This is a genomic window from Rhodanobacter sp. UC4448_H15, assembly GCF_052978265.1.
This window is the reverse complement of the sequence record NZ_CM129665.1, coordinates 126,876-143,196: the sequence shown is the minus strand read 5'-3', so window position 1 is coordinate 143,196 and position 16,321 is coordinate 126,876. Positions and strand designations below refer to the sequence as shown.

Below are 16,321 nucleotides of genomic sequence, written 5' to 3'. Positions count from 1 at the left end.
GACGTGGACCTTTGGCACAGAGTGGGCAAGGCGATATCGCGCTAGCATCGGCAGGACGTGTGTCGACGCAGCCACCGGCGGTTGCGCATCCGGGTTTGGGGAGATCAACAGATGTATTCAAGGTTCGGCAAGTTGCGCCTTTGTGGCGCGGTGTTTCTGGGGCTGTTGTCCGGCGTCGCCGCCGCGCATGGGCGGGTGCTCGACGCGAATGACTACGCGCAGGCCGAGCGTTTCATGAGCTACAACACCACGCCGCTGGTCGACCACGCGGTGACGGCCGTGCATTGGCTGGACGATGGCCATTTCTGGTACGTCGACCATGACCAGCGCGGCGATCACTTCATCCGCATGGATGCGGCCAGCGGCAAGGCCATGGCGTTGTTCGACCAGGCGAAGCTGGCCGCGGCGCTGGGCAAGGCCGGCGGCAAGCCGGTCGACGCGATGAAGCTGCCGGTGACCGCTTACGAGGCGAAGCCCGACGGCCGCATCGACGTCACCGTGCGCAGCAAGCACTACGTGTGCGACCTCGTCGCCGCCGAGGCCAGCTGCGTCGATCGCGCAACGCTGGTGAAGACCGGCAAGGAACCCGGCGCGCTGTCGCCGGACGGCAAGAGCGAGGCCTTCATCCGCGACTGGAACCTGTGGCTGCGCGACGTCGCGACCGGCAAGGAAACCCGGCTCACCACCGACGGCGTCGAGAACTTCGGCTACGCCACCGACAACGCCGGCTGGAAACACACGGACAAGGCGATCGTGGAGTGGTCGCCCGACTCGAAGCAGATCGCCACCTTCCAGCAGGACCAGCGCAAGACCGGCGAGATGTACCTGATCAGCACCACGGTCGGCCATCCGAAGTTGAAGAAATGGAAGTACCCGCTGGTGGGCGACAAGGACGTGACGATGATCGAGCGCGTCATCATCGACGTGGCGACGAAGAAGGTCACGCGCCTGCAGATGCCGCCGGACCAGCACCGTTCCACCCTGTGCGACGACGTCAGCTGCGGTCCGGACGGCGGCTGGGATGACGTGAAGTGGGCGCCCGACGGCAAGACCCTGGCCTTCGTCTCCACCTCGCGCTACCACAAGCACGCGTGGTTCCGCATCGCCGATGCGGCCACCGGCAAGGTGCGCACGGTGTTCGAGGAAACCTCGCCGACGTATTACGAAAGCGGCAACGGTGCGGTCAACTGGCGCTACCTGCCGGCCACGCATGAGGCGATCTGGTTCAGCGAGCGCAACGACTGGGGCAACCTGTACCTCTACGACCTCGACACCGGCAAGCTCAAGCACGCGATCACCACCGGCACGGGCAACGTCACCGAGGTGCTCAAGGTCGATGCGAAGTCGCGCACCGTGTGGTTTCGCGGCGTGGGCCGCACGCCGGGTGTGAACCCCTACTACCAGCAGTTCTTCAAGGTCGGCCTGGATGGCGGCAAGCCGGTGCTGCTGACGCCGGAAGCGGCCAACCACGAGATCACCCTGTCGCCCGATGGCAAGACCTTCGTGGACGTCTATTCGACGCCGACCGCGCCGCCGGTCACCGTGCTGCGGGCTGCCGACGACGGCCGTACGCTTGCTACCGTGGCCCGCGCCGACATCACCCGATTGAAGGCGGCCGGCTGGGTGCCGCCGGTGCCGATCACGGTCAAGGCGCGGGACGGCAAGACCGAGTTGTACGGCATGATGTTCAAGCCGTCGCACTTCGATGCCTCGAAGAAGTACCCGATCATCGACTACATCTACCCGGGCCCGCAGACCGGCTCGGTGCGCGGGCGCAGCTTCTCTTCCGCGCGCGCCGACCACCAGGCGATGGCCGAGCTGGGCTTCATCGTGGTGGCGATCGACGGCATGGGCACGCCGTGGCGCTCCAAGTCGTTCCACGACACCTGGTATGGCGACATGGGCGACAACACGCTGCCCGACCAGGTCGCCGGCCTGAAGGAACTGGGCAAGCGCTACCCGTGGATCGACCTCGACCGCGTCGGCATCTGGGGCCACTCCGGCGGCGGCAACGCCTCCACCGGCGCGATGCTGCGCTACCCGGATTTCTTCAAGGTCGCGTGGTCCGAAAGCGGCAACCATGACAATCGCCACTACGAGGACGACTGGGCCGAGAAGTACCAGGGCGAGCTGGTCAAGAACAAGGATGGCAAGAGCAACTACGACGACCAGGCCAACCCCAACCAGGCGGCGCGACTCAAGGGCCGGCTGATGCTGGTGCACGGCACGATGGACGACAACGTGCCGCCCGGCAACACCCTGCTGATGGTCGACGCGCTGATCAAGGCGAACAAGGACTTCGACCTGCTGATGATCCCCAACGCCCACCACGCCTACGGCGACGCCACCCCCTACGTCACCCGCCGCCGCTGGGACTACTTCGTGCACTACCTCGCCGGCGACACGCCGCCGAAGGAGTACGAGCTGAAGGCGTGGCCGTGGAAGTGAGCGCGACCGTTTGATCGAGGGCAACGCAAAGGCCGGGTGCAAACCCGGCCTTTGCTGTTGCGGGAGCTCTCAGGCGTCGATGCGAGAGGCTTTGCCGGATGCGGCGCGCTCAATCCCGCGCGGTCTTCTGCGCCAGGCCCTTCGCCACCGCCTCGTCCAGCAGTTGTACCATCTGCTGCTCCGCCTTGGCGGAGGCGGCTTGCTGGCGTTCGCCGAGGATGGCCTGTTGCTTGCCGAGGACCTCTTGTTGCCGGCCAAGCTCGGCCTGTCGGGCGGCCAGGGCCGCCTGTCGATCGGCGACGTCGGGTTGCTGCTTGTCGAGCTGCACGCGGGCGGCGTCGAGTTCGCGCTCCCGGGCGTCCAGCGCGGCGGAGGGTGCGGCGGAATCGCTGCGGCCGACGAGGGCGGCGCGGCGGGCGGCCAGTTCGGCGGCCCTGCCGGCCAGTTCGGCCTGGCGCCCGGCGAATTGCCCCTGATCGGCGGCGATGCGGCCCTGCTGTTCGCCCAGTCGGCCCTGTTTCTCGCCCAGCGCGCCTTGCTGCTCGCCCAGCTTGCCCTGCTGTTCGGCCAGGGCGGAAAGCGGTGCGTAGATCGCCTTGGCCCGTTCGAGGGTGGCGCGGTCGCGGATCGTCCAGGACGTGTCGCCGCGGCGGAACCACAGCAGGGGCTCGCCGCGCTGATGCAGCCGGCGCACGGCGGCGAGATCGGCGTCGGTGCCGTTGACGGTGGTCGAGTTGCCGTCCAGCAGGGCGAAGGCGTAGCCGGTGTCGTCGTGGGTGCTGATCATCATGTGGCTGCCCATGCCGGTGATCGGTGCGGGCGGTGCGGGAGGGGCCGGCGGTGCTGGCGGTGCCGGCGGTGCCGGTGGAGCGGCCGGCGCGACCATGGCGGGCAACGCGGGCGCGGTGGCCGGTGGCGGTGCGGGCGGCGGAGGCGCCATCCACGCGGTGGAAGCATTGCGCGCGGGGGGCGCCGGTTGATCGGGCGCCGCGGCGGTGACGCGATACGGCAGCACGCCGGCGATCGCGATCACGGCAACCAGCAGCCAGCCCTGCACGCGCTGGCGGGGAAGCATCGGGGTGTGTTGCAACATGGTCAGTCGCCTCTTGAGATTGCCGAACGAAGGGGACGCGCCGGCCAGGCCGGCACGCAGGGGATGCGCCACGCCCAGCTGCAGCAGCAACCGGCCATAACGCTGCGGTTCGATGTCCGGCTGCGCCAGCACCTGCGCGTCGCACGCCGCCTCGCGCGCCAGTGCGTACTCGCGCATCGCCCACGCCACCAGCGGGTGGAAGAAGAACAGCCGCTGCGCCATGGCCGGAATCCAGCCCAGCCACAGGTCGCCGCGCCGCACGTGAGCCAGCTCGTGGATCAGCGCCAGCGATGCATCGCCTTCGCTCAACGCCTGTCCGGTCGGCAGCAGGATGGTGGGGCGACGCCAGCCGAGTACCTGCGGCGAAGCGATCGCGGCGGAGGCGCGCAAGGCCGGCGCGCGGCGCAGGCCCAGGGCGTGTGCCTGCGTCGCGCATTGCGCTTGCAGCGACGCATTGGCCACCGGCGTGGATTCGCGCAGCAGCCGGCGCGCTTGCCAACCCTGACGAACGATGGCCGGCAGCTGCGCCAGCAAGCCCGCCAGCCACAGCAGGGCCAGCGCCAGCGGCGCGTGCGCCAACCAGCGGGGCGCGGCGGGCGACGCCGGTGTCGGCGCGCGGTTCTCGTGCGGTGCCGCCGCGACGCTCGCCGTGGCGTTGACCAGCAGGTTGGCCGGCGCAGGCGTCGATACCACCGCCGCGTCGAGCGTGCGTTCGACCGCCGGCGGCGACAGCAGCCGCAGCTGCAGCGGCGCATGCCAGACCATGCCGGCCAGCAACTGTGCGCCGACCAGCCACCACAAGGTGCAACGCATCGCCGCCGACAGCCGCGGCAGCAGATGCACCAGCAGGGCGAGCAGGCCGATCAGAATCACCGCCTGCAGCGAAGTCCAGCCCAACCGGGCCAGCAGCGAGATGACGACGTGGTCGATGGACATGTCAGGACTCCCGCCGCCGGCTCTGCAACTGCGCCACCAGCGCCTCCAGCTCGGCCAGCTCGTCGTCGCTCACTTCGGCGCGCTCGGACATCCACGCCACGAACGGCGAGACCGAACCGCTCAGGGTCTTCTCGACGAAGCTGCCCACCGCGCTGCGCATCGCCTCGCCGGGGCCGGTGGCGATGCTGTAGCGGAACATGCCGCGCAGCTGCTTGCGCTTGAGATAGCCCTTGCCGCGCAGCCGCTCCATCATCGTCAGCACGGTGGAGCGGGCCAGCCCGCGCGGCTCGCCGAAGCTGGCGGCCACCTCGCCGACAGAAGCGGTGCCGCTCTCGTCGATGTGCTGCAGCAGCGCCAGTTCCTGGTCGCCGATGGAAGGTTTGCGCATGCCCGTTCCCGCTTGACTACAGTTGTAGGCAAGCTACGCCATGCTTACATCTGTAGTCAATAGCCCGCGTGGCCACCCTGCCGAAGGTCATGCAGCGGGTTACGGTGTCGCCACGCGGGTCGCCTGGGTGAAGATCACTTGCCAGCGGCCGTCGCGCTCGCGCCAGATGTCGGCAAAGCGCAATCGCGCCTTGAACGGCTTGCCCTCGCTGCTGCCCTCCAGCGTGGCCACGCCGCCGAGCACGGCGCCACCGGGCCAGTGGCGCACGACCTCGTGCTCGACCGTGAACGGTTTCAGCGAATAGCCGGGGGCGGTGTAGTCGCGGATGAAGTCCGCCTTGTTCTCGACCCGGGCGCGGCTGTTGAACAGCACGTAGTCGTCGGCGAGCAGGCGCTGCAGCGCCGCGCCATCGCCTTCGACCTGGGCGCGGTCGAACGCGGCCACCGCGCGGGCCAGCGCGGGCGGCAAGGAGGCGTGCGGCGCGGTTGCCGCGGCGGGTGCGGTACCCAGCATAAACGCGAGCAGGGTGGCGGACAGTTTCATGGTGGCCTCCGTCGAAGACCCGGCGAGCGGCCGGGCATGGCTCCGACGCTAGGACTCCGGCCAGTGTGCCGCTATCAAATTCTTGCCCGTGCGGGCCAGCGCCGACGGATGCAGGGTCGCGCGCGCGGCGCGCGGGGTCAGTCCGACATGTCGCCGGAAGGTGGCGCCGAAATGGCTCTGATGACTGAAGCCCAGCTCGCTGGCCAGTGTGGCGAGATTGTCCGCGCCGTGGGCGAGGCGGTCGAGCGCGAGCGCGATGCGCAAGCGCGTGCGGTAGGCGACCAGGCTGCTGCCGCAGGTGCGGCGAAACAGGCGGGAAAGGTGGAACGGCGAGCAGCCGGCATGGGTGGCCAGTTCGGCCAGGCCGACGGCCGCGGTCGGATCGGCCAGCAGCACTTCCCGCACGCGATCAAGCCGACGCCGGGTGGCATGAGACAGCGGCGCGATGCTCGCCGCCGTATCGTGCCGAAGCACGGCAGTGCAGAGCTCGGCGGCCGCTTCCTCCACGCGCAGACTGTCGCGCTCGCCGTGGGCGAGCGCCGCGTGGAGCGCACGATGCCGGTACTGGTCGATGGCCTCGACCGGCCGCGCCGCGTCGGCCGACCCGCGCAGGCGCCGGCCGAACAGCGCCTCCTCGTGTGCGGGCGCCACCTCGAAACAACTGCCGGCGTCGCCGCCCTCGAACGGGTGCGAGATGCGGTAACTGTCGCCGGCGCGGTAGAGCAGGGCGGTGGCGGGGTCGCCCACGTATTCCGCGCCGCGCACGTGATAACCGAAGCCGCCACGCCGCAGCAGTACCAGGTGAGTGCGCTCGTCGCCGCGTTCGCCGCCGCAACCACCGCGCGGGTGGCTGCAGTCGATGTCGGTGATCCGCAGCAGCGGACTGTCGAACAGCACGGTGAGACGGGAGGCACCCATGGCTCGCTCGCTGGGGGCAGGGTGCGCCAGCGTCTCAGAACGCCATGTCGAACGCCACCTCGCCCTGCACGCCGACCTGGTAGGCCGAGACGCGACGCTCGAAGAAGTTGGCCAGCTCCTGCACATCCTGCAGGTCCATGAAGTCGAACGGGTTCTTCGCGCCGTACTTCTTCGGCATGTCGAGCTGGGCAAAACGCTGGTCGGCGCAGTATTCGAGGTACTGGCGCATGTCCTTCACCGACATGCCGGCCACGCCGCCGGACAGCACGTCCTCGGCGAACTGGGTCTCGCAGGCGATCGCGTCCTCCATCATCTGCTCGACCTGCGCGCGCATGGCGTCGTCGAACAGCTCGGGCTCCTGCTCGCGCACGGTGCGCACCACCTCGAAGGCGAACGCCATGTGCCCGCTCTCGTCGCGGAACACCCAGTTGGTGCCGGCGGCCAGTCCGTGCAGCAGGCCGCGCGAGCGCAGGTAGTAGACGTAGGCGAACGCGGCGTAGAAGAACAGGCCTTCGATGCAGGCGGCGAAGCAGATCAGGTTGAGCAGGAACTGGCGGCGATGCTCGCGCGTCTCCAGCCGGTGCAGACCCTGGATCGAGTCGATCCACTTGAAACAGAACGCACCCTTCTGCCGGATCGACGGAATGGTCTCGATTGCCGCGAACGCGCCGTTGCGCTCGGCCGGGTCGGGAATGTAGGTGTCCAGCAGGGTGAGGTAGAACTGCACGTGCAGCGCCTCCTCGTACAACTGGCGCGACAGGTACATGCGCGCTTCCGGTGCGTTGATGTGCTGGTACAGGTTCAGCACCAGGTTGTTCGACACGATGGTGTCGCCGGTGGCGAAGAACGCCACCAGGCGCCGGATCAGGTGGCGATCGGCGGCCGACATCTTGGTGTCGAGGTCGCGCGTGTCCATCGAGAAATCCACCTCCTCGACGGTCCAGGTGTTCTTGATCGCGTCGCGGTACCTCTCGTAGAAGCCGGGGTAACGCATGGGGCGCAGGGTGAGTTCGAAACCGGGATCGAGGATGTGGGCGTTGCGGTTGGGTTGGGCGGACATCATTGTTCCTTCGATTCAAAGCTTGCGTGCATAAGCGTCATGCGCGAAGCGGCTGACATAGGTGGCGAGGCCGAGGCCCGCTTGCGCGAGTTTCTGCATGTTCGCGACGTGCTCGCGGCCGGTGGCCTCGTCGGTGTATTCGTAGGCATCACCGTTGACGAAACGGATGCGGATGAAGCCGTCGCCGTATTCGTACGCGGCGACGCCGGATTGGCCGTGGAGATTCCGGTAACGCTTCATCGCGACATCTCGTGGCGCTATTGGCAGGCCTCGCAATATTCCGGGTTCTCCAGTGAACAAAACACCGCGGCCGTGGCTTGGGCCTGATCGGGTACCGCCGCCACCGTGGTCTTGGCGATTCTTGTGGCCGGCCTCGAGCGCAGGTAGTACGTGGTCTTGATGCCGGCCTTCCACGCGTACATGTACATCGAGCTCAGCTGGCCGATGTTCGGGTTTTCCATGAACAGGTTCAGCGACTGGCTCTGGTCGACATATGCGCCGCGCGCGGCGGCCAGGTCGATCAGCGACTTCTGCGGCAGTTCCCACACGGTGCGGTAGATCGCGCGCAGGCGTTCGGGGATCGCGGCGATGCCCTGCACCGAGCCTTCGGCGAGCTTGATCGCGTCGCGGATTTCGGACGTCCACAGTCCCAGCGCCTTCAGCTCGTCGGCGAGATGGCGATTCACCTGCAGGAAATCGCCGGACAGCGTTTCGCGCTTGAACAGGTTGCTGACCTGCGGCTCGATGCACTCGTAGCAGCCGGCAATCGAGGCGATGGTGGCGGTGGGCGCGATGGCGATCAGCAGCGAGTTGCGCAGGCCGTGTTGCTTGATCTTCTCGCGCAGCGCGTCCCAGCGTGTGCTGTCCTGTGGCGTGGCGTTCGGCCAGTGATCGAACTGCAGCTCGCCATTGGCGGCACGGCTTTCGGCAAAGCCTGGATGCGGACCTTCGGCTTCGGCCAGTTCGGCCGATTGCGACAGAGCATTGAAGTAGATCTCCTCGGCGATGCGGGTGGACAGCGCCAGCGCCTCGGGCGAGTCGAATGGCAGGCGCAGCTTGAAGAACACGTCCTGCAGGCCCATCACGCCGAGCCCGACCGGGCGCCACTTCATGTTCGCGTTGCGCGCGGTGTCGATCGGGTAGAAGTTGAGGTCGATCACGCGGTTGAGCTGGCGCACCGCAGTGCGCACGGTCGAGGCGAGCTGGTCGAAGTCGAACGCGCCATCGCGCACATGCCGCGCCAGGTTCACCGAGCCCAGATTGCATACGGCCGTCTCGGTTGCCGAGCTGACTTCCAGGATCTCGGTGCACAGGTTGGACAGGTGGATCACGTTCCCGGATTTGGCCGTCTGGTTGGAGGTGGCGTTGCAGCGGTCCTTGAACGTCATCCAGCCGTTGCCGGTCTGCGCGAGCGTGCGCATCATGCGTGCGTACAGTTCGCGTGCCTTGACGGTTTTCACGGCGAGGCCGTCGACCTCGGCCTTGCGATAGGCAGCGTCGAATACTTCACCCCAGCTATCCACGAAGTGCGGCACCACCTTCGGATCGAACAGCGACCACTCGCCGTCGCTCTCGACCCGGCGCATGAATTCGTCGGGAATCCAATTGGCGACGTTGAGGTTGTGCGCGCGGCGGGCGTCGTCGCCGGTGTTGTCGCGCAGTTCGAGGAAGTCCTCGATGTCGGCATGCCACGATTCCAGGTACACGCAGGCGGCGCCCTTGCGCTTGCCGCCCTGGTTCACCGCGGCCACCGAGGCATCCAGCGTCTTCAGCCACGGCAGCAGGCCGTTGGAGTGGCCGTTGGTGCCGCGGATCAGCGAGCCGCGCGAGCGCACCCGCGAGTACGCCAGGCCGATGCCGCCGGCGAACTTGCTGAGCTTGGCCACGTCGGCGTACTTGTCGTAGATCGACTCCAGCGAGTCGACCGGCGAGTCGAGCAGGTAGCACGAGCTGAGCTGCTCGTGCGCGGTACCGGCGTTGAACAGGGTGGGCGAACTGGCGAGGTATTTCAGCGAGGACAGCAACCGGTACAGTTCCAGCGTCTCGCCGATCTCGTTGCCGCCCAGCGCGCAGGCGACGCGCATGAAGAAGTGCTGCGGTGTCTCGATCACCAGGCGCGTTTGCGGATGGCGCAGCAGGTAGCGGTCATACACCGTGCGCAGGCCGAAGTATTCGAAGCGGCGGGTGGCGAGCACGTCGATCGCGTCGTTGAACTTGCGTGCGTTGGCGGCCACGAAATCACGCAGGCGGTCGTTGAGGATGCCCAACTCGGCGCCGCGCGCGATCGACTGCGAGTAGCTCTGGATTTCCTGGCCGCCGACCTCCTTGTCGATGTACGCGCCGAGCAGGCGCGCGGCCAGCTGGCCATATTCGGGTTCCTCCGCGGTCAGCGCGGCGGCGGTGCGGATCGAGAGCTGATCCAGCTCGGCGGTGGTGGCGCCGTCGTACAGGCCGCCGATGGTTTTCAGTGCCACGCGCAGCGGGTCGACGCCGTGCAGCCCTTCGGCGCTGCGCGTCACGGCGCGCACGATCTTGTTGACGTCGACGGCTTCCTGGCCGCCGTTGCGCTTGGTCACGTGCATGGAGGCCGCGCTGTGCGGCGGGGTCAGCGCGAACGCGGTGTCGGTTTGGTGGGTGGCGGGTGTTTCGGCGGGCGCGACGGCGCGCTCGCGTTCGGCGGTATCGAGGGCTTGCATGGCAGGTGGCTCCGGCTGGACATCAAACGCCTGCTCCCGCGCGCAGGGCCTGATAGCGAAAGATTCCGGAGGCGGCGCGCAAGCCGGGCGCCGTGCGGCGACCTGGCTCCACGACGCACTTCCCCGCGGAAGCCGTCACTACGCAGCGGGACACGTTCGTCCCGCTGTGCCGGCAGGTCTTCGGACTTGCGGACGAGGATCGAGGCGATCCGCCTACTTGTCTTCGCTTCCCAGCCACGGCGGGCCAGTGCACGTGAAGACGTTCGTTTCCGCTCTACCGCTGCGGGGCAGTTCCGGAGTCACACCGGATTCCCTTTTAAGCCAAACCGATGTCGCATCGGGTCTGGCACCGACGCACACAACATATCGGGCGGCTCGGGAAGGGTCAACCCAACAAATTGTGCGCAAGTCGTTTTGCGGGCCGGACGCGGCGGGTGCCTGCGCGGGCTGCGGCGACGTTACAGCGCATCGTGATCCAGCTCGCCGGTGCGGATGCGGATCACCTGCTCCAGCGTGCTTACGAAGATCTTGCCGTCGCCGATCTTGCCGGTGCGCGCGGAGGCCTGGATCGCCTCCAGTACACGGTCGAGCTGGTCGTCCGCCACCGCCACTTCCAGCTTGATCTTGGGCAGGAAATCGACCACGTACTCGGCGCCGCGATACAGCTCGGTGTGGCCCTTCTGGCGGCCGAAGCCCTTCACCTCGGTCACCGTGACGCCTTGCACGCCGACCTCGGCCAGCGCCTCGCGCACATCGTCCAGCTTGAACGGCTTGATGATCGCCACGACCAGTTTCATGCAGCATTCCTCGTTTCGGCCGGGCGGCAGGCGCCCGCAAACCTGCATTCTGCCCGGCCGGCGGGGCGCTGTCGCCTCACCGGGAGCGGTGTAGGACAATCCCTACAGTCTTTGATGGAGCATACCGATGGCGGCAACACGCGGCGTTCACCTAGCATTTACCCCGACGAGTTCGAGGCGCTGTCCATGATGGACAAGCAGGATATCGATCAGATTGCCCTGCGACTTGTGTCGTTGGTACCGCCAGGACTGGCACAGGTGCAGCAGGATTTGCGCACCAACTTCCGGGATGTTCTGGCGCAGGGATTGCGCCGCCTCGACCTGGTCACTCGCGAAGAGTTCGACGTGCAGACCCAGGTGCTTGCCCGCACCCGGGCCAAGATCGACGAGCTGGAACAGCGGGTGGCCGAGCTCGAAGCTGTCGTCGCCGCGCGCGGCGGTCAGCACTGACCACCTCCCGGGAGCCGCCTCCGATCCGTCACCCTCACCCCGAGAACGATCGGAGGCGGTTATTTATCCAGCGCTGCTGATGGAGTCGCGCGATGTTTGTGCCAGTCAGCGCGCCACCACCATCGCTGCGCCGCCGGCCCCTGGCTGCATGAGCCTCGCCGTCACCCTCAGCCGCGCCCAGGAAGGCATCGCTGCCCCGCAGGTGATGGTCGAGGTGCATCTCTCCGGCGGCTTGCCCTGCACCAACATCGTCGGCCTGCCCGAGGCCGCCGTGCGCGAGGCGCGCGACCGCGTGCGCGTGGCAATCCAGAACACTGCCTTCGAGTATCCCAACCGGCGCGTCACGGTGAACCTGGCGCCGGCCGAACTGCCCAAGGATGGCGGGCGTTTCGATCTCTCCATTGCACTGGGCATCCTCGCCGCCAGCGGCCAGGTACCGCGCGAGAAACTGGATGACTGCGAGTTCCTCGGCGAGCTGGCGTTGACCGGCTCGCTGCGCGGCATCTCCGGCGTGCTGCCGGCGCTGCTGCGCGCCCGCGCGCGCGACCGTCGGGTGGTGGTGCCGCGCGAGAACGCGGCCGAGGCCGCGCTGGTGCCGGACGTCGACGTGCGCGTCGCCGAGACCCTCGCCGAAGTCTGCGGCTGGCTGCGCGGTGCGCACGACCTGTCCGCGCCGGTGGGCATTCCCAGCGATGGCGGCGCACATGACGGGCCGGACCTGGCCGACGTGCGCGGGCAGTTGCAGGCACGCCGCGCGCTGGAGATCGCCGCGGTCGGTGGCCATCACCTGCTGCTGGTCGGTCCGCCGGGCACCGGCAAGACCATGCTGGCCGAGCGCCTGCCCGGCATCCTGCCGCCGCTGTCGGAATCGGAGGCGCTGGAGACCTGCGCCGTGTTGTCGGTCGCGGGCCAGGTCACCGATCCCGTGCGCTGGCGCCGGCGCCCGTTCCGCGCGCCGCACCATACCGCCTCGGCGGTGGCGCTGGTCGGCGGCGGCTCGTTTCCTCGTCCGGGCGAGATCTCGCTGGCGCACAACGGCGTGTTGTTCCTCGACGAGCTTCCCGAGTTCAGCCGGCACGTGCTGGAGGTGCTGCGCGAGCCGATGGAATCGGGCCATATCATGATTTCCCGGGCGGCGCGGCAATCGACCTTTCCTGCCCAGTTCCAGCTGGTCGCGGCGATGAATCCGTGCCCGTGCGGCTATGCCGGCGAGCCGCGCTGCCAGTGCACGCCCGACCAGGTGCAGCGTTACCGCGCACGTATTTCCGGGCCGTTGCTGGATCGCATTGACCTGTGCGTGCAAGTGCCGCCGGTGGCGCTGGCCGAACTGGGCACGCCGCGCAACGCGCGCGACGAGGACTCCGCCACCGTTCGCGTTCGCGTGCTCCATGCCCGCCGCCACGCACTGATGCGCGCAGGCCGGCCGAACGCGGAGATCAGCACGCGCGAACTGGAGCGCGATTGTGCGCTGGGGCCGGCGGAGCGGCGCTGGTTCGAACAGGCACTCGAGCGGCTGGGCCTCTCCGCGCGCGCCTATCATCGGGTGCTGCGCGTCGCCCGCACGATCGCCGACCTCGACGGCGGCGCCGCCTTGCTCGAACGCGAGCACCTGGCCGAAGCCCTGCAGTACCGCAGGGTGTAAAGGCAGGAGTGAGTGGAGAGGAATGAGGAGTGAGAGAAAGCATGTCGCGACATGCCGTTGCTCTTCTTTCACTCATCATTCCTCTCCGCTCACTCCTGCTCTTTCCTGCTGGACGCACGCGCCGCCGCATGTTCCGATGTCGCCCTGACCATTCCAGGGACTGCAATGACGATCGATCTGGGCCTGATGCTCGCCGGCATGCTGATGATCGGGTTTCTCGCGCAGTGGCTGGCGTGGCGGGTGAGGCTGCCGGCGATCCTGTTCCTGCTGCTGGCCGGCATCGCGCTCGGGCCGGCCACCGGGGTGCTCGATCCGGACAAGCTGCTGGGCGATCTGCTGTTTCCCACCGTGTCGCTGGCGGTGGCGCTGATCCTGTTCGAGGGCAGCCTGACCCTGCGTTTCCACGAACTGCCCGGCATCGGCAAGGCCGTGCGCGGGCTGGTCAGTTACGGCGCGGTGGCCTCGCTGCTGCTGCTGGCGCTGGCTGCTCATCTGGTCGCCGGGTTGGCCTGGCCGATCGCGCTGCTGTTCGGTGCGCTGGGCTGCGTCACCGGCCCGACCGTGATCGCGCCGATGCTGCGCACGCTGCGACCGAACGCGCGCATCGCCAACACGCTGCGCTGGGAAGGCATCGTGATCGATCCGCTGGGCGCGCTGTTCGCAGTGCTGATCTACGAGGCGATCGTGTCGCGGCAGGAAGGCCACACCATCGGCATCTTCCTGGCAACCATCGGTTGCGGCGTGGGGATCGGCGCCTTGGCTGCCTGGCTGATGGCGTTCTTCCTGCGCCGCCAGCTGATCCCCGAATACCTGCAGAACTATGCGGTGCTGGCCGCGGTGCTGTTCGCCTTCAGCATCTCCAACACGCTGACCCACGAGTCGGGGCTGCTGGCGGTGACGATCATGGGCATTGCGCTGGGCAACCTGCGCGGGGTGCACATCGACGACATCCTCGATTTCAAGGAAAGCCTCACCACGGTGCTGGTGTCGCTGCTGTTCATCCTGCTGGCGGCACGACTGCACTGGCCGCTGCCGGACGGCATGCTGGGCGCGGGCCTCGCGCTGTTCGTGATTGCGCAGTTGCTGGTGCGGCCATTGACCGTGGCGCTCTCGAGTTTCGGCAGCGGCCTGAATTGGCGCGAGCGCGCACTGATCGGCTGGGTGGCGCCGCGCGGCATCGTGGCGGCGTCGGTTTCCGCGCTGTTCGCGTTGCGCCTGGATCAGCTCGGCGTGGCCGGCGCCGAGGCGCTGGTGCCGCTGGTGTTCACCCTCATCATCGGCACGGTGATCCTGCAGAGCGCCACCGCGCGGCCGCTGGCGATCTGGCTGAAAGTGGCCGAGCCGGAGCCGCGCGGCGTGCTGATCTTCGGCTCGGACCACGTGGCGCGCGCGATCGCCCAGTCGCTGCACGACGCCGGCTTCCGCGTGATGCTGGCCGACGACGACTGGGAGGGCATCCGGCTGGCGCGCATGGACGGGCTGACCACGTTCTTCGGCAACCCGGCCTCGCCGCATGCGGAACGCCATCTCGATCTGACCGGCATCGGCCGGCTGCTCGCGGTGTCCACCCATCGCGAGCGCAATTCGCTCGCCTGCGTGCGCTACCGCCAGGAATTCGGCCGCGACAAGGTGTATCGCCTGCGCAACCTCACCCCACGCGAGAACACCGACCGCGCCGCGCTCGCCGGCAGCCTGCTGGCGCCGCCGCTGTTCGACGAGGAGATGACCCACGGCCGCTTCGCGCAGATGCTGGACGAAGGCTGGCGGATCAAGTCGACCAAACTCACCGCTACCTTCGACTGGCCGCAATTCGTCGAACAGTACGGTTCCGGCACGGTGCTGATGTTCGGCGTGGAGGAAAAAGGCGCCTTGCGGGTGGCCTCGACCAAGCGCGAACTGGAGCCGAAGCCGGGCTGGACCGTGATCGCGCTTGTACCGGCGAGCGAGAAGTGAGTGAAGAGGAGTGAGGAGTGAGAAAAAGCGGGAGCATTCCGCGCCCTTGCTCTCTCTCACTCCCCACTCCTCATTCCTCACTTCTCGCTTTTCGTCTTCTCACGCGGCCGAGGCCTGCTTGAACTGCGCCTCCTCGGTCGAGCCCTTCAGCGCGGTGGTCGAGGACTGGCCCTGCTGGATCGCCTGGGTCACCGCGTCGAAATAGCCGGTGCCCACTTCGCGCTGGTGCTTCACCGCGGTGAAGCCGCGATCGGCGGAGGCGAACTCCTTTTCCTGCAGTTCGACGAAGGCGCTCATCTGGCGGCGCGCGTAGCCGTGGGCGAGGTCGAACATGCCGTAGTTGAGGCTGTGGAAGCCGGCCAGGGTGATGAACTGGAACTTGTAGCCCATCGCGCCCAGTTCCTTCTGGAAGCGGGCGATGGTGGCGTCGTCCAGGTTCTTCTTCCAGTTGAAGCTGGGCGAGCAGTTGTAGGCCAGCATCTTGCACGGGAACCTGGCGTGGATCGCCTCGGCGAAGCGGCGCGCATCGTCCAGGTTCGGCTTGCTGGTCTCGCACCACACCAGGTCGGCGTAAGGCGCATAGGCCAGCCCGCGGCTGATCGCCTGGTCCAGGCCGGGCCTGACCCGGAAGAAGCCTTCGACGGTGCGCTCGCCAGTGAGGAACGGCTTGTCGTTGTCGTCGATGTCGGAGGTGAGCAGGTCGGCCGCATCGGCATCGGTGCGCGCCACGATCAGCGTCGGCACCCCGGCGACGTCGGCGGCCAGGCGCGCGGCGTTCAACTTGTCGACCGCCTCGCGGGTGGGGACCAGCACCTTGCCGCCCATGTGGCCGCACTTCTTGACGCTGGCCAGCTGATCCTCGAAATGCACGCCGGCGGCGCCGGCCTCGATCATCGCCTTCATCAGCTCGAACGCGTTCAGCACGCCGCCGAAGCCTGCCTCGGCATCGGCCACGATCGGCACCAGCCAGTCGATGTCGTGGTTGTCCTCGGCGTGGTGCAACTGATCGGCGCGCAGCAAGGTGTTGTTGATGCGCTTGACCACCAGCGGCACCGAGTTGGCCGGGTACAGCGACTGGTCGGGATACATTTCGCCGGCCACGTTGGCGTCGGCGGCGACCTGCCAGCCGCTCAAGTAGATCGCCTGCAGGCCGGCCTTGACCTGCTGCATCGCCTGGTTGCCGGTGAGTGCGCCGAGCGCGTTGACGAACTCCTCCTGGTGCAGCGACTTCCACAACCGCTCGGCACCGCGACGGGCCAGCGAATGCTCGATCGCGACGGTGCCGCGCAGGCGCACCACGTCATCGGCGGAGTAGTTGCGCTGGACGCCGGCCCAGCGGGCATTGTTCTTCCAGTCCAGACTGATCTGTTCGGCGGTGGGCAGGGTGCTCTTCATGA

At 67.8% G+C, this 16,321-nt stretch carries 13 protein-coding genes and 1 riboswitch; of the genes, 4 read left to right on the top strand and 9 right to left on the bottom strand.

Annotated features, from left to right (window positions below; all coding sequences use genetic code 11):
• Window positions 1-111 precede the first annotated feature (111 nt).
• Window positions 112-2,448 (top strand): DPP IV N-terminal domain-containing protein, encoded by a 2,337-nt coding sequence (locus ACVCMI_RS00585; protein WP_447097840.1) that lies wholly within the window; start codon window positions 112-114, stop codon window positions 2,446-2,448.
• 109 nt (window positions 2,449-2,557) lie between these two features.
• On the opposite strand, the gene ACVCMI_RS00580 is transcribed toward ACVCMI_RS00585, so the two are convergent.
• The 8 genes from ACVCMI_RS00580 to glnK form a co-directional block, all read right to left on the bottom strand.
• A complete protein-coding gene (locus ACVCMI_RS00580; RefSeq protein WP_447097841.1) occupies window positions 2,558-4,477 on the bottom strand; it encodes a M56 family metallopeptidase in 1,920 nt (639 codons plus the stop codon).
• A 1-nt stretch (window position 4,478) separates the two neighbouring features.
• Window positions 4,479-4,865: a BlaI/MecI/CopY family transcriptional regulator gene (locus tag ACVCMI_RS00575; protein WP_395120517.1), complete on the bottom strand. Its 387-nt coding sequence runs from the start codon at window positions 4,863-4,865 to the stop codon at window positions 4,479-4,481.
• Window positions 4,866-4,964: 99 nt separating this feature from the next.
• Entirely contained in the window at window positions 4,965-5,408 is a 444-nt protein-coding gene (locus ACVCMI_RS00570) for a nuclear transport factor 2 family protein (protein WP_447097842.1), read from the bottom strand.
• Between the two features lie 48 nt (window positions 5,409-5,456).
• Complete coding sequence (locus ACVCMI_RS00565) at window positions 5,457-6,326, bottom strand: helix-turn-helix transcriptional regulator (RefSeq protein ID WP_447097843.1); 870 nt, start codon at window positions 6,324-6,326, stop codon at window positions 5,457-5,459.
• 34 nt (window positions 6,327-6,360) lie between these two features.
• Window positions 6,361-7,386, bottom strand: a complete 1,026-nt coding sequence (locus tag ACVCMI_RS00560; RefSeq protein WP_447097844.1) for a ribonucleotide-diphosphate reductase subunit beta — start codon at window positions 7,384-7,386, stop codon at window positions 6,361-6,363.
• Between the two features lie 15 nt (window positions 7,387-7,401).
• On the bottom strand, window positions 7,402-7,626 hold the full coding sequence (locus tag ACVCMI_RS00555) for a hypothetical protein (RefSeq protein ID WP_447097845.1): 225 nt from the start codon (window positions 7,624-7,626) through the stop codon (window positions 7,402-7,404).
• A 17-nt stretch (window positions 7,627-7,643) separates the two neighbouring features.
• Window positions 7,644-10,082 carry a ribonucleoside-diphosphate reductase subunit alpha gene (locus ACVCMI_RS00550; RefSeq protein ID WP_447097846.1) on the bottom strand — a complete coding sequence of 813 codons (2,439 nt, stop codon included), beginning with the start codon at window positions 10,080-10,082 and terminating at the stop codon, window positions 7,644-7,646.
• A 154-nt stretch (window positions 10,083-10,236) separates the two neighbouring features.
• Window positions 10,237-10,451: riboswitch (cobalamin riboswitch) on the bottom strand.
• Between the two features lie 89 nt (window positions 10,452-10,540).
• A complete protein-coding gene (glnK, locus tag ACVCMI_RS00545; protein WP_136259205.1) occupies window positions 10,541-10,879 on the bottom strand; it encodes a P-II family nitrogen regulator in 339 nt (112 codons plus the stop codon).
• Window positions 10,880-11,065: 186 nt separating this feature from the next.
• On the opposite strand from glnK, the gene ubiK reads away from it, so the two are divergent.
• The 3 genes from ubiK (at window position 11,066) to ACVCMI_RS00530 (ending at window position 14,924) form a co-directional block, all read left to right on the top strand.
• A complete protein-coding gene (gene ubiK, locus ACVCMI_RS00540; RefSeq protein ID WP_447099516.1) occupies window positions 11,066-11,329 on the top strand; it encodes a ubiquinone biosynthesis accessory factor UbiK in 264 nt (87 codons plus the stop codon).
• Window positions 11,330-11,477: 148 nt separating this feature from the next.
• Window positions 11,478-12,971 carry a YifB family Mg chelatase-like AAA ATPase gene (locus ACVCMI_RS00535; RefSeq protein WP_395120508.1) on the top strand — a complete coding sequence of 498 codons (1,494 nt, stop codon included), beginning with the start codon at window positions 11,478-11,480 and terminating at the stop codon, window positions 12,969-12,971.
• Window positions 12,972-13,136: 165 nt separating this feature from the next.
• Complete coding sequence (locus ACVCMI_RS00530) at window positions 13,137-14,924, top strand: cation:proton antiporter (protein WP_395120506.1); 1,788 nt, start codon at window positions 13,137-13,139, stop codon at window positions 14,922-14,924.
• A gap of 99 nt (window positions 14,925-15,023) precedes the next feature.
• On the opposite strand, the gene aceA is transcribed toward ACVCMI_RS00530, so the two are convergent.
• A complete protein-coding gene (gene aceA, locus ACVCMI_RS00525) occupies window positions 15,024-16,319 on the bottom strand; it encodes an isocitrate lyase (RefSeq protein WP_447097847.1) in 1,296 nt (431 codons plus the stop codon).
• Between the last annotated feature and the right edge of the window lie 2 nt (window positions 16,320-16,321).